At 59.6% G+C, this 14370-nt stretch carries 9 protein-coding genes; 7 read left to right on the top strand and 2 right to left on the bottom strand.

What is annotated here, in order from left to right; genetic code table 11:
• The first annotated feature begins 53 nt into the window (after positions 1-53).
• Positions 54-1868 (top strand): ATP-binding protein, encoded by a 1815-nt coding sequence (locus QUE68_RS14090; protein ID WP_284236021.1) that lies wholly within the window; start codon positions 54-56, stop codon positions 1866-1868.
• On the top strand, positions 1865-2893 hold the full coding sequence (locus QUE68_RS14085) for a DNA cytosine methyltransferase (protein ID WP_284236022.1): 1029 nt from the start codon (positions 1865-1867) through the stop codon (positions 2891-2893). The genes QUE68_RS14090 and QUE68_RS14085 overlap by 4 nt, the downstream gene beginning before the upstream one ends.
• A gap of 153 nt (positions 2894-3046) precedes the next feature.
• On the opposite strand, the gene QUE68_RS14080 is transcribed toward QUE68_RS14085, so the two are convergent.
• Positions 3047-3421 (bottom strand): very short patch repair endonuclease, encoded by a 375-nt coding sequence (locus tag QUE68_RS14080; protein WP_286275820.1) that lies wholly within the window; start codon positions 3419-3421, stop codon positions 3047-3049.
• 142 nt (positions 3422-3563) lie between these two features.
• Here QUE68_RS14080 and QUE68_RS14075 point away from each other — a divergent pair, with 142 nt between their 5' ends.
• On the top strand, positions 3564-5510 hold the full coding sequence (locus QUE68_RS14075) for a DNA cytosine methyltransferase (protein WP_284236023.1): 1947 nt from the start codon (positions 3564-3566) through the stop codon (positions 5508-5510).
• Here QUE68_RS14075 and QUE68_RS14070 read toward each other — a convergent pair.
• Positions 5507-6793 (bottom strand): ATP-binding protein, encoded by a 1287-nt coding sequence (locus QUE68_RS14070; RefSeq protein ID WP_284236024.1) that lies wholly within the window; start codon positions 6791-6793, stop codon positions 5507-5509. The two genes, QUE68_RS14075 and QUE68_RS14070, sit on opposite strands and share 4 nt — an antisense overlap.
• Positions 6794-7005: 212 nt before the next feature.
• On the opposite strand from QUE68_RS14070, the gene QUE68_RS14065 reads away from it, so the two are divergent.
• From QUE68_RS14065 to QUE68_RS14050, 4 genes are read left to right on the top strand one after another with little or no spacing between them, the layout of a single operon-like run.
• On the top strand, positions 7006-8517 hold the full coding sequence (locus tag QUE68_RS14065) for an ATP-binding protein (protein WP_284236025.1): 1512 nt from the start codon (positions 7006-7008) through the stop codon (positions 8515-8517).
• Positions 8514-11312, top strand: coding sequence for a Z1 domain-containing protein (locus QUE68_RS14060; protein WP_284236026.1), 2799 nt, complete (start codon positions 8514-8516; stop codon positions 11310-11312). The genes QUE68_RS14065 and QUE68_RS14060 overlap by 4 nt, the downstream gene beginning before the upstream one ends.
• A complete protein-coding gene (locus QUE68_RS14055) occupies positions 11309-12295 on the top strand; it encodes a PD-(D/E)XK motif protein (RefSeq protein WP_286275700.1) in 987 nt (328 codons plus the stop codon). The genes QUE68_RS14060 and QUE68_RS14055 overlap by 4 nt, the downstream gene beginning before the upstream one ends.
• Entirely contained in the window at positions 12288-14270 is a 1983-nt protein-coding gene (locus QUE68_RS14050; protein WP_284236029.1) for an AIPR family protein, read from the top strand. The genes QUE68_RS14055 and QUE68_RS14050 overlap by 8 nt, the downstream gene beginning before the upstream one ends.
• Positions 14271-14370 lie beyond the last annotated feature (100 nt).

Genomic DNA, 14370 nt, shown 5'->3' with positions numbered 1-14370 from the left:
CGATGACAGGTGAACCTTGCTAAGTTTCCTGCAGGTACTAGCTTGGGGGGGCCTTGGACGAGCTTCACGATCAGCTTTCACGCATGTGGAGCAAGGGTGTTTTCGAACCCGCCATTCACTACATACGTTTTCCCGTTTTCAAGAATCTGGTCACGGGTTTGAGGATCGAGTTCAGTCATCCGCTGACCGCTATTGTCGGCCCAAATGGTTGTAACAAGACTGCGATCTTGCGTGCGCTGCAGGGCAGTCCGACGGGAAATGATCTAGGAAATTATTGGTTTGGTACCGCGATGGATGCCATTGCCCCAGATGCTCGCCATCGCTTTATTTACGGAAGATACTCCGATACTGCCCGTGGCCTGGTTGAGGTTGTTAAGACCCGTATAGGCCGCCGGAGAAGTTCACGCTCGAAGAATGAAATCGATCCTGACCTATTTGAGCCAAGCCGCCCCCTTACAAGCGCACCCGACAACATGGACAAGTACCATTTCAGCGGGGCCCAGCCGAAGGACGGGTCGAAAACGCGATGGAACACTCTCGACAAAGAAGTTCTTTATCTCGACTTCCGTTCGCAGCTCTCGGCATTTGACTGGGCTTTCTATCATTCGGAAATCAATCGACCCGGAGCGCTGACTTTTATGCAAGCGTTACGTTTGCGAAAGTCTGCAATACGAAAACGATCAACTCGTCTGGCTGGGGCGATATCGGAACAAAAGCGCAGCGACGTCTGGTACGGGGCCGAACGGATAATAAAGCCAATTCATTCCGTTGGCGAAGAAGAGCTAGTTGCGATCCAAGCAATTCTGGGCCGGAAATACGAGTCAATTCGAGTTATTCATCATCGGTATTTTGGGCGACAGGGCGGTTGGACTGTTTTGATGAAAGCGGCGGGTATTCAGTACTCGGAAGCTTTTGCGGGGAGCGGAGAATATGCGGCGGTGATGTTGGTGTGCTCAGTTCTCGCCGCTGAACCTAAGTCACTCATTTTATTTGACGAACCGGAGGTTTCGCTTCATCCCTCGGCGCAACGTGAAGTGATCAATTTCTTATCGAATGTCGCGAAGCGGCACCACCATCAAATAGTTCTGGCTACCCATGCGCCTGAAATGGTTCGGACGCTGCCGGTCAACGCAATAAAGGTGCTGTCAATACGGGCAGATGACGGCAGGGTAGACATGCCCTCGCAGGGCGTTGCACCTCACGCAGCGTTCGAAGCAGTGGGAGCGTCGTACGACCGTCCCACGGTAGTGGTTGAGGACCGCCTCGCCGCCGCGCTGGTACGGTTCGCCATCAAAGGGTTGCCCATAGCGGACTCGGTAGACGTCAAGTTCATACCTGGCGGGGCTGAGACGCTATGGAGCCACTATGTGCCGATGTGGGCGCATGACGAGAGGGGTGGACTCTTGCTCCTGCTGGATGGTGACCAAAAAACGGATGAACCTGTCGCATCCGGAAACGTCGCGCCAGATCACTTAGAAGAGGTCGTGGTTGCTTCCTTGAACGGCAACGAACCTAAGCTTCCATACGGCTCGAGTGAGGAGGAGAGTGCTGGTCATCGCCGAGAGTCGTTACGCGCAGTTCTGGACTGGCGCCGGATGTTCGTGAACTTCCTACCAGTCGACACGCCTGAGGAGTTTTTGCTTCGCAGTCGGGATTCACGTCTCGAACAGAAAACCCTGCATGACGAAGAGCGGAAAGTAAAGGGTGCATGGCTGGAAATTGCCACTCAAGAACTCGGGAGGCCGGCGTCGGGTGACGAGATATTTGTCTTTCAGCAGGCCGAAATCAGTAAGCTCTCGGCAAGTGATGAAACGGTTTCTTTAATAGCTGGGATAGTCCAAGGCTTCGTCGAGAGTGTCAAGTTGTGAGGCCCGACGAAGTATCGGTATTCGATTTCTTCTCCGGGTGTGGCGGTACGAGCAAGGGCTTCAGCGATGCTGGACTGAAAATCAGTGGTGCGATCGATCACGATGCCGACAGCGCCAATTCTTTCAGGCGAAATTTTCCTGGAGTCGCAGTTCTGAACCGTGACATTAGGGAGGTTTCCATTGAGGAAGTTGAGGTCCTTACAACGCACAATGGCGTGAGATTGTTCTCAGGTTGCGCGCCGTGTCAGCCCTTTTCGCGTCAGAATAAGTTTCGGTCATCGCTGGACCCCAGAATAACTTTGTTGCAGCAATTTCAGAGATTTGTTGCGGCGTTGCGGCCAGAGCTGGTGGTAGTCGAGAACGTTCCAGGCCTACAAGCCGCCAGCAGTAACGGGCCACTTGGCGAGTTTTTGCGGGCCCTGGCGAAGGCTGGCTACGTGACCCAACTTGATGTGCTCAGAGCGCTCGACTACGGGGTTCCGCAAGAGCGGCGTCGACTTGTAATCGTCGCCTCCCGCATCGGTATGCCGGTGCTGCCTCGTCCGACCCACGCGGTGACGAAGCGTCCCCCGTGCACGGTGAGGAAAGCCATTGGCCATCTACGTCCGCTCCCCGACGGTGGGGTAGATGATCGCGACCCCGATCATGCCGCTATGCGGTTATCGGAGGTCAATAAGGAGCGTATCCGCAACACACCGGAGGGAGGCGATAGACGAGACTGGGACAGGAATTTGCTGTCTGACTGTCACCTCGTTCACGGTGGTCACACTGACGCGTACGGACGGATGTGGTGGGATCGACCCGCTTCTGGACTAACGACTCGCTGTCTGTCCTACTCGAACGGCCGGTTTGGTCACCCCGAGCAGGATCGTGCGATAAGCCTGCGCGAAGCGGCACTAATCCAAACGTTCCCCTCTGGGTTTCGCTTCAGCGGCTCATTAACTTCGCGGGGAAGGCAGGTTGGCAACGCCGTGCCACCGTTGATGGCGAGGAAGATCGGTCAAGCGTTGGTCAAATCGCATTGATGCCCGTAGTTCCTCTGGGCTCGCGTGTCTCAGAGTGAGCAGCGGGCGTCTCATCTCTGCGACAGCGGGTCAGAGTTGTTGCGCAACCGGCATGCGCAGGTGGTCACTCGCGATCTCCGAACTATGCCGAGCTAGGCAGTCTCAGCGGGGGACCTACGGGCGTCTTTTCAGTCGGTCGATAATCGATTCAACGATTTCGTCCGGATTTTCATGTTCCCAGAACCTGATTACTGTCCAGCCGCGCCGTTCAAGAATCGCATCGGTCCGTCGATCTCTATCGCGGTTGCCCGCAAGCTTCGTCCTCCACCATTCAGCGTTGGATTTAGGGGCAGTTCCATGGACCGGGCATCCATGCCAGAAGCAGCCGTCGAGGAACACCGCAAGTCGGCGCGTCGCCCACACGATGTCACCCCGGAATGGGTGATCAGGTAAGAGACGCCGGTCGACGCGATATCGGTAGCCACGGGAATGAAGGCCTCGCCGTACTTGGAGCTCGATCCTTGTGCCGGTTGTCTTCTGCGACTGCATCCGTCGTCGAACTTGCTCTGTCGGCGGATCCAGCGGGTTCGCGGCCGGTGGCGCGGGTTCTTCGACCGTCATCAACAGCGAGGCTTCCTGGATGGGCGGCGAGCCTCGATGAAGCGTCACAGCCCTACCTTAGTCTTGCGGCATGAGTTTGGAATCTGCTTCGACATCGACGCGGAACTACGCGGTGAAGCAGATCCGCGGACCGTTCCTCGAGCTACCGGCGCACGTGGGACACGTCGGCACGGAGAAGGACCTGGCTGCCTTGTGCACCGACATGCGCTTACGGGGTGTTCAGCTGGCGGCTGATCTATTTAGCGGTGCTGGCGGGATGAGTCTGGGACTTGAGGACGCCGGTTTCGGCGTGGTTTTGGGAGTCGATCACTACGACTTTGCTGTGCAGACCCACCGGCATCACTTCCCTGGAATGTCGCTGGAGGAGGATTTGGCGGATCCGGCGACGATAAAGCGCGTCGCCAAACTGTTGAAGCGCAATAATGTGAACCTGGTTGCAGGCGGCCCACCTTGCCAGCCGTTTTCGCGAGCTGGCCGTTCCAAGATCCGGTCCCGTGTCTTGGCGGGGACCGCCGATCCGAATGACGAGCGACGCGACCTGTGGCGGTCATTCTTGGAAGTGGTCCAATTGGCCCGCCCTGAGGCAGTGGTCATGGAGAACGTCCCGGATATGGCGCTAGATCGCGAGATGTTCATTCTGCGCAGCATGACTGAGGAGCTGGAGCAGATCGGGTACTCGGTATCGGCGCGCGTGATTGACACATGGCGTTACGGCGTGCCTCAGATGCGGCAGCGCCTGTTGTTGGTCGCGCTTAGGGGCGGAGTCGCTTTCAGTTGGCCGGACGAGTCACCTCAACGGGTCACTCTTTGGAACGCAATCGGGGATATGCCCCCGGTAGAGGGGGGGTGGCGTCCAGAGGGCGGCGCGTTCGGGTGGGCCGACTACCGCGGACCCCGAACCGGATATCAACGGTGGTTACGACGCCGGGTGGCGGAAGCAGACGCCGAGCGATTGTTCGACCACATTACTAGGCCGGTGCGTGAGGATGACCGGGCGGCTTTCGAGTCGATGACGCACAAAACCAAGTACACCGATCTTGCACCAGAATTCCAGCGATATCGCAAGGACATTTTCGATGACAAATACAAAAAGCTCGACGAGAATGATTTGTCGCGAACTATTACCGCCCACATCGCCAAGGACGGCTATTGGTACATCCATCCGCGACAGCCGCGAACGCTGACTGTGCGGGAAGCCGCTCGGATCCAAACGTTTCCTGACGATTTCCGGTTCGCCGGTCCGCCCTCGGTAGCTTTCAAGCAGATTGGTAACGCGGTACCGCCACTTATTGGGCAGGTGGTCGGCGAAGCAGTGCGGTCGTCGTTGGATTTGAAAGTGAAGGAAAGGAAATCGACCCGACACGTCTCGGCGACGTTGGCTAGTTGGTTCTGCGAACAGCCCACCATCGGCCCGATGCCCTGGTTAAAGACCAAAAGCAGGTGGAAGTTCGTCCTGGGTGAGATATTGCTTGACCGCGCTAGCGCCACGGTCGTGAGCGCGGTATGGAAAGTAATTGACACGGCCCAGGCTGACGTGTCCGCTAGTAACCCCCCAATGAAGGCAGCAATCGATTTGCTGGACGAGCTAATGTCGGGGATTGGTCGAGGGCAGCGTATGTCGGCCGTGCGCCAGCTGGCTGAACAGATGGCCATCGCCCCGACTGCGCTTTGGCAGCCGAGCATCGACCGGGCTGCTCTGTCCGCCTTGCCGGCGGCTCTCTGCGACTTAGTGGAACTGGCGTTGCCCACCACGGCGGACGGAAAAGAGACCGAGGAGCCTGTACTGATCACGAAGGGTGTTCTCCGCGTTGCCAGCCGGTTCCGAGGTAGTGACGCCGACAAGAGGAACGTGCACACGGACGGTCGGATCGCGGTGGCCGGCATGATCGGGCTGGGGGACCACTCCCGGTCTGCACACCTAGCGCTGATTGCTTTGGCGGCCGAGACTTGCCTGGTGGACATGCCTAAGTGCGGTGAGTGTCCGCTGAATCGGTGGTGTGTGGCTGCGCAGCCCTAAAAGCCTAGTCCTCGAGCCAGCTCGGGGTGCTGCTCATTCATGACCCTCATAACGCTCCGGAACCCGTCGTATTCGCCAGACTGAATCGCCGCCGACTTCAGAGCCAAGCCGACCTCCGATAACGCGCCGCTAACCGGCGCTTTCTCATCACGGTCAACCACGTCGTCGTTAGCGTCATCGCCGACGTCGGCGTCTTGCCGTCGGTAAACCCGATCGGCGAGGATGCACAGCTCGCTGACCGGACGGTCAAGCATCTGCTTGAGCTGCGCGGGTACAGATACCCGCATCTTCGCGACGTTGATGTTGAAGACTTCGTCGAGGTTGCTATCGAAGTCAAGGCTCGCGCGTGCCAGCTTGGTGTGCTCGTCAATGCCGCGGGTGCCTGCCCAACTGCCCCACTGCACCAGCCGATTCTCGCGGTAGATGTAGAGACCTTGCTGTCTGTTCCAATTCAGAGGTCCCGCGGCTTCGTCGAATGCACTGAGGGTGCTGAACGTTTTCTTGCCGGGGAGAATGTAACGACGTAATTCCACCGCCCCAACGCCCGTGGCGCTCTCTAGCTCGAACTGCTGGTTGGTCAGCTGCTGGGTGCCTGGTTCGTGTCGGACGAACGGGTCCCATGCATGCACTTTGTCGCCGTTGACGCGGATGGAGATCCTCGGAGCGCCACTCTCACCCGTGAGAAACCGGTGAAACACCATGGCTAGATGCTGTTTCGTCTTGTCCGCAAGGACCTCGAAACGCCGTTTTGCCCAACCTCCGTGGGCGCCAGAGGCGGGAAGCACTCGATCGAGGTTTTGCCAGACTACGACAGTGCCGGTGCCGGTGCCGAGCATCTCCTCGCTCTTTTCGACGGCGTGGTCGGGGGGGTTCTCGGCTAGGACCCATTCGTCGAGTTGCGCGATCAGATCCAAGTCCAAAGATCGCCATAGTGGACGCTTGCGGACGGCGGGCCTCGAAACAACCGTCACGCACCTAGCCTGGGATAGCGATGCCGTTTTGAGACCGAGACCGTAGCGACCCAGATCGCCGGAACCGTAGGTGCGGCGGCTACCAAAACGCAGTGCCTCCATCATGCCGCGGGCGTTGAGGCCGGAGCCGTTGTCGGCGACGTAGACCACTGAGTCCGGGCCCGCGAACTCGATCTCCACTGCCACGTCGGTTGCGCCTGCCGAGATGCTGTTGTCGATCAGGTCGGCGACCGCGCTGACGAAGTCATAGCCGATGTCCCGCAGGGAGGACGTGAGCCGAGCCGCCGACGGGGCCGCAGTGGAAAGTTTCATTGCAGCAACGCTTTCAGTTCAGTGCCATTGATGGGCTCAAGTTAAGCAGCATGCTCGGACATTTACTGGCCGACTCGCGGCCACTGAGCCCTACGCGGCCCGGTACGTGAGTTACAGCTAAAACCGACGTCAGGCACCTCCAAGCATCGGAACGGTAGCCCGCATCGGCGGTGCGGCAGCGCTTGGGGCCCTACCCGCCGTAGCCTCGCCCTGTGGATGGGGACATATCTGGGGATAACTTCGATCTCGCGGCGCCGGATCCGGCCGCCCTGGTTGAGTCCCTGCGGGCGTTCGGCTATACGCCGCAAACTGCCGTGGCCGATCTGATCGACAACAGCATCACCGCGACGGCGGACCGGATCTGGATCGAATTCGACTGGGACGGAGCTAACAGCCGGATCGCCATCGGGGACAACGGCCGGGGCATGACAGAGCCCGAGCTTAAGCAGGCGATGCGCCCGGGCAGCACAAGCCCCCAAGAGAAGCGTGCGGCCGACGATCTTGGGCGATTCGGCCTCGGTCTGAAAACGGCGTCCTTCTCGCAGTGCAGGCGGCTGACCGTGATCACGAAGACCGAGGCGTCGGGGCTCCACGCACGTCGTTGGGACTTAGACACCGTTGTGGCGACCCACGAATGGAGGCTGCTGCACGGTTATCCCATGGATTGCGCCGACCTCGCAGAGCGCCTCAACGAGCAGCCGCGGGGGACCGTGGTCATCTGGCAGCAGATGGACCGGATCGTGGCTACCACCGATGTCGACGACGAAGGCGCGCATCGTCGCTTTTTGGAGTTGGCCCGTTTGGTGCGTTCGCACCTGTCGATGACCTTCCACCGGTTCCTGACCCCGCGCGAGGGCCGGACCGTCACGGTCAACGAAACCAAGGTCCCGCCGTGGGATCCGTTCCTATCGCGTAGCAAGGCCCGGCAGGTACTGGCAACTGAAGAACTCCCGCTTGCAGGCGGAAAGGTCTTGGTCCAGCCGGTGGTGCTGCCCCACCGGTCGAAGCTCACTGAGGAGGAATTCGATCTCGCCGGCGGGAAACGTGGATGGAACAGCCTGCAGGGCTTCTACGTCTACCGGAACAAACGCCTGCTGGTAGCCGGGGATTGGCTGGGGCTCGGCTTCCAAAAGGAAGAGCACTACAAGCTCGCCCGGATCCAGGTCGACATCACAAACGACATGGATGAGCTGTGGCAGATCGACGTTCGCAAGTCGATGGCGCAGCCGCCCGGGGTGCTGCGGGCGGAACTTAGCCGCATCGCAAAGGTGACCCGCGTTCGCGCGGTGGAGGTGTACCGGCACCGCGGCAAGATCTTGACCAGGCAGAAGGAGAAAGGCCTAATCCCAACGTGGGTGCAGCGGGTGCTGCACGGCAAGGTCTCCTATCAGGTGAACCGCGAGCATCCGGCGGTCGTCGAGGCGTTGGAGCATCCGTCGGCACCGAACGTGCGCAATCTGCTGCAGATCGTCGAGGGCACTATCCCGGTGCCGTTGATTTCGATCGCCAGTGCCGAGAGGCCCGAGGAGCAGGCGGGGCCGTTCGAGGGCGTTTCCTCGAATCAACTGTCAGCGTTGGCGGTCGCTCTGTACAAATCATTGCGGCGGCGGGGCGATGGTCACGTCGCGGCGCGGGACCGGGTCTTGACGACCGATCCGTTCCAGTACTTCCCGGAGCTCTACGAGGTCCTAGACACCCACAACGAAGAGGAGGCCGGTGCGTGAGTTTGACACCCTTGCAGATGGCTAGGCGTATGGCTGTGATGCTGCTGGCGGCAGTCGATCCCGTCACGAACGCTGCGGTGGTGGACGTTGTAGACCAAGTGCTCGCGATGGAGCCCATGAGTGCGGTGCGACCTGAACGCGATCAGCTGATCCGCGACGTCGAGGCGGACTGCAACGTCTACATCCCTGACTCCGGGTTTTTGGACGGTCGGGAGGGGGAGGATCACCTTGACTGGCTGCCCGACCGCCGCGGTGACGTTAACTGGCGGCTGTGGCAGCGCTACCAGCGCTACCTTGAGGACGAGAAGGGCTACACCGCACGATCCACCACGAAGCTGGATCAGGTGACCGACCAGATCCTGAGCCGGTTGGAGAATCCCCTTCGGCCTGGCCGATGGGACCGGCGGGGAATGGTGGTCGGGCAAGTCCAATCTGGCAAGACGGCCAACTACACCGGTTTGATCTGCAAAGCCGCCGACGCCGGCTACAAGCTGATCGTCGTGCTTGCCGGCATCGACGATAGCCTGCGCAGTCAGACCCAGCTGAGGCTGGACGAAGGGTTCCTTGGCTACGACACACAGAAACGGATGCTGTTCGACAAGACCAACACCAGGCTCGGGGTGGGATTACTACCGGGTGTCGATTTCTACATCGTCAACACGCTGACCAACAGCGCTCAGCGGGGGGACTTCAAGAAGAACATCGCCGAGAACGCCGGCATCAACGTCGGTGGGTCCGATCCGCTGTTGTTGGTGGTTAAGAAGAATAAAAGCATCCTGGAAAACCTCATCGCGTGGGCCACCACCACCCAGCAGGTGCTGCAACAAGGTGCGACGAAGGCTAGGGTCCCGCACGTCCCCCTGCTAGTAATAGACGACGAGTGCGACCACGCCTCGGTCAACACTCGCGACACCTTCGACACGCGTACCGGCGCATTCGACCCCGACACGGATCCGACGGCGATCAATGGATGCATTCGGAAGTTGTTGGACGGCTTCGACCAGAGCGCATACATCGGCTACACCGCGACACCGTTCGCAAACATCTTCATCTACAAGGGTGCAGAGACCAAGGAGCACGGTGAGGACCTTTTCCCGCGGAGCTTCCTCCTGAGTTTGAAGGAGCCGTCGGATTACATCGGCGCGACCAAGGTCTTTGGCCTTACGGGTGACCCGGACGCCAACATCGAGGCTGTCGAGCCCTATCCGATCGCTCGCAACGTCGATGACGCCGACACGTGGATGCCCAACAACCACCGAAACGGATATCAGGTACCCGCAGAGTTGCCGGACTCGCTGCGCGAGGCCATCCTCAGCTTCGTGCTTGTCTGCGCAGCACGCAGCGCGCGCGGACAGTCGACTGAGCACAACTCGATGTTGGTCCACGTAACCCGTTTCAACGACGTGCAGCAGCAGGTGGCAGATCTGATTGGTTCCGAACTGACCTACATCCGGAATCTGTTGGAGTTCGGTGACAAGCGCAAGAAGAACAATCTCGTCGACGAACTGAGGGACCTCTGGGAGAAGGACTTCGTCGTGACCAGTACGGCGTTCGTCGACGACAAGAAGCTGGTCCAAGTGACCTGGGACCAAGTGCACTCCGCGCTGCGCAAGGCCGCGCTGAAGATCGAGATCAAGATCATTAACGGGACCGCCAAGGATGCGCTGGATTACTTCGGCAAACCCAACGGCGTCAGCGTCATCGCCGTCGGTGGGAACAAGCTCTCCCGCGGCCTGACACTTGAGGGGTTGAGTGTCAGCTACTACCTGCGCGCCTCCCGGATGTATGACACGTTGCTGCAGATGGGGCGTTGGTTCGGATACCGGCCCGGTTACCAGGATCTGTGTCGGCTGTTCACGACAGCAGACTTGCAACGCTGGTACAAGAACATCGCGCTCGCCAATCAGGAATTGCTGCTCCAGTTCGACGAGATGGCGCTCACCGGGGGCTCGCCCGACGACTTCGGCCTACGGGTCCGCAGATCCCCGGACAATCTGATGGTGACCGCGGCGGCGAAGATGCGCACCGGCACCCGGATGAAGCTGTCCTACTCGGGAAGCGTCAGTGAGACAATCGTCTTCAGCCGTGAGGCCGCGGTCATCGCCGGCAACTTCGAGCAGACAAAACAACTGACCGCCCTGCTGCAGAACTCGGCTGTCCGGCGACCCATCGACCCAAAAAATCCCAATATCGTCTGGGACGACGTGGACGGACACATCGTCGCGAACTTCTTGGACGCCTTCGAAACACACAGGGGCGCTACCAAGGCGCAGTCCCGGGTGATGGCGGACTACATCCGAGTACGGTTACAGGACGATCCGGCCGAACTAAGTTCGTGGACCGTGGGACTGATGTCCAACCCGGGCACCCTGCGGGAGTGGCCCGGGTTCAGCGTCGGCTGCACGGAGCGCGCTAAGTTTCCGGCGAATGAGCCGTTAGGCGAGGAGTACGTCATACGCCGGTTGGTCAGCCCCTCGGACGAGAAGATTGATCTGAATGAGGACGAGCTTGCGGCCGCCCTGCAGAGGACGCGAATGCTGTGGAAGTCGGGCCTGACGAAGTCCACCCGCATGACCCCGCCAGACAATCCCAACGGCCCGTCCATCCGGATGGCCCGACCGCGCGGTCGGGGTCTGCTGCTGATCTATCTGCTCGACCCAGAGCTCGCCGAGCTCGATGTTGACTCGGACCCAATCGTCGGGATCGCCGCTAGCTTCCCTAACAGCGACAACGCTAAGCCGATCGAATACGAGATCAATAACGTCTACTGGGAGCAGGAGTTGGCGTCGGGGTGAACGTCTCACAGATCTGGGCGGAGCTGGCCGCCGAGGCTGCGGCGGAGGGCCGTTTCAGGCGTCGCATCCATCAGGAGTCCGTCGCCGACCTTTACTTGGTCGTAGAGAAGCCCGCCAAAACACGCGCGTTGCTCATCGACGTCGACCTGTCGGGTGTTGAACTGGGAGAGCTACCCAGCGGACGCGGGCTGGACCTATGCCGGGTGCCGGCAACGGCTGGCGGGGAGGCGCTCGAGCTAGTGCTATCGAAACCGTCCTTCGCCGACCTATTTGACACGTTGGTCATCGACGTTGCCAAGGCCGCGGCGGCTGGGGTCGACAAGGCTGATGTGGCGGCCCGTGTCACCGAGCGTGTGCGGCGGTGGCAACGATTCCTACGCGGGAGCAGTACCGGTCTAACACCGGAACGCCAGCGTGGGCTGTTTGGCGAGCTTTTCTTCCTGCGCACCATCCTGCTGGGTGCTGTACCGGCCTTCACTGCGGTGCAGGCGTGGGTGGGTCCACATGGGAGGCCACAGGATTTCGCCTTCGGCGAGGTTGCGGTCGAGGTCAAGACGACTATCGGTGCGCAGCCGCAGCTGCTGCGCATCGCCAGCGAACGGCAGCTCGACACGACGGCGTTGAAACACCTTGCTCTATACCAGCTTTCGTTAGACGCCCGCGAGGGGGCGGGACAGACGCTACCCGACATGATCGCTGAGGTCCGCAAGCGGTTGCAGGACCCAATGGCGGCCGACATTTTTGAGGATCGACTGTTCGATGCCGACTATTTGGACGCTCAGGCGGGGGTCTACCGGGATGGTTACACGGTGCGCGCGGCAGGCATCTTCCTGATCGGTGATGGCTTCCCGCGACTGGTGGAGTCGGACTGCCCCCCGGGCGTGGGTGATGTCGAATACAGCATCTCGGTCAGCGCACTTGGCCCGTTCATCGTGGACGCCTCTGTGTTGGTGCCGATCATTCGGGAGGCCACGGGTGCCTGACGATGTCGATCAGTTCGCCGAGGATCTGCGTCAGGAGGTGCTCAGTGAGTCTCTGCTGGAGGGTGCGGAGATGCTCCGAGTGGAGACTTTCACCGCCAGAATCATCCAAGAACTCACTGAGATAGGCGAACTCGATGACGGGCAGGTTGCGTACTTTCAAGATCGCGGGATGCGGGTCGGGGGATATTCGCTAGCTGACGAGGACCGCCGCCTAGACCTCATTTTGCCGATCTATACCCAGAGCATCCCACCGCAGACGGTGCCGCGCGATCAAGTGGAAACCGGGTTTACCCGGATGCTTACCTTCTTCGACAGGGCCAGAGGCGATCTGGTCCTGTCCATGGAGGAGAGCACCGCACAATTCGACATGGTGCTCAGCATCCGTGAGATGGCCGGACTGGAGAAAGTGCGGCTCTTCCTGGTGACGGACGGCAAGACCACAGTCAAGCAGCGTCGCCCCGAGACGCACGACGGTTTCCAGGTTTCCTTCCATGTCTGGGATATCAGGCGGCTGCACCGCGCGGTGACCTCAGGTCAAAAGCAGGAGTCCATCAATATCGACTTTGTCCGCCGTTTCGGCGAACCGCTGCCGTGCCTTGTGGTACCACACGAATGGAGCGACTATGCCGCGCATTTGGCGGTTGTCCCGGGATCGGTTCTTGCAGACATCTACGACGAGTACGGTACCCGGCTACTAGAGCGCAATGTTCGTGCTTTTCTACAGACTCGCGGGAAAGTAAACCAAGGAATCAGGAAGACGATTCTCAACGAACCTAATCGATTCTTGGCCTACAACAACGGTCTATCGGCTACAGCGTCGGCAGTGAAGGTCGTCCCCATGGACGACGGGGGGTTCGGTATCGCCTCCGTGAAGGACCTCCAAATCGTGAACGGCGGACAGACAACCGCTTCCATTCATGACGTGGCAAAGCGGACGAAGGCCGACATATCCCATATCCAGGTTCCGGTGAAGTTGACCGTGGTAGCAGAAAGCCAGTTGAGTGAGATCGTCCCACTCATCTCGCGATACGCGAATAGCCAGAACAAGGTCAACGAAGCAGATTTCGAAGCTAATGACCCCTTCCACGTCCAGATCGAGAAGTGGTCACGTTCGGTGTGGGCGCCAGCCGTCGGAGGCAGTCAGGTACAAACCCGCTGGTTCTACGAGCGCGCACGCGGCCAATATCAGGACGCGCTTGCACAGGAGGGCACCCCAGCACGCAAGCGCATGTTCAAGACGGTGAATCCGACTAGTCAGAAGTTCACCAAAACCGATCTCGCGAAGTTCGAAAACTCATGGGATCAGTTGCCTCATCTTGTGAGTCTGGGCGCCGAAAAGAACTTCAACCACTTCACGGTGCGACTCGCGCAACGTGGGCGCGCTCAGGCCACACAGGAATATTTTGAGCGTCTTGTGGCGATGGCGATCCTGTTCCGGCGGACCGAGCGGATCGTCTCCGACCAGCAGTTCGGAGGTTATCGCGCCAACATCGTTACATACACCATCGCTTACCTTGCGCATCGGACATCGCAACAGATTGATCTCGACCGTATCTGGTTGGATCAGAACATCTCTGACGCGCTGGCGCAGGCCATTGAGTCGACCTGCATTGCGATCCGCGAGGTTCTCATAGACGCACCTGGCAGTGGAAATGTGACAGAATGGTGCAAGAAGGCGGCCTGCTGGCAGCGTGTTCGTGAACTGAATCTTCCATTGCCGCGAAAATTGACTCGCGAACTTACGGACGCCGTCCACGACGCCGGACGTATGGTGGAATTAGTGTCGGATGCCCTCAGGGAGTCGACGCAACCGCTGGGTAAGCGGGAGATCTTAGACAGGACGGGCATTCCGGAGGATATCTGGACCCAGACCATTCGCACGCTGCTGGCGCAAGGTCGAGTTGAGCAGTTTGGAAGCCGACGCCATGCCACATACGGTTTGACGGAAGTATCGACGGAAGCCTCTGCCTCATAGGTTTAATATGAGCGGCAAATCTCTCGTCTTAATTCGACTTGCGCAGTTGATCACCAATCTCCGTAAGCATATGCGCAGCTCAAGCGATGTCTGGCGACCG

The sequence above is a fragment of the Mycolicibacterium sp. TUM20985 genome (genome assembly GCF_030295745.1).
GTDB lineage: Bacteria > Actinomycetota > Actinomycetes > Mycobacteriales > Mycobacteriaceae > Mycobacterium.
The sequence above is the reverse complement of the archived record's forward strand: the minus strand, read 5'-3'. Positions and strand labels throughout refer to the sequence as shown.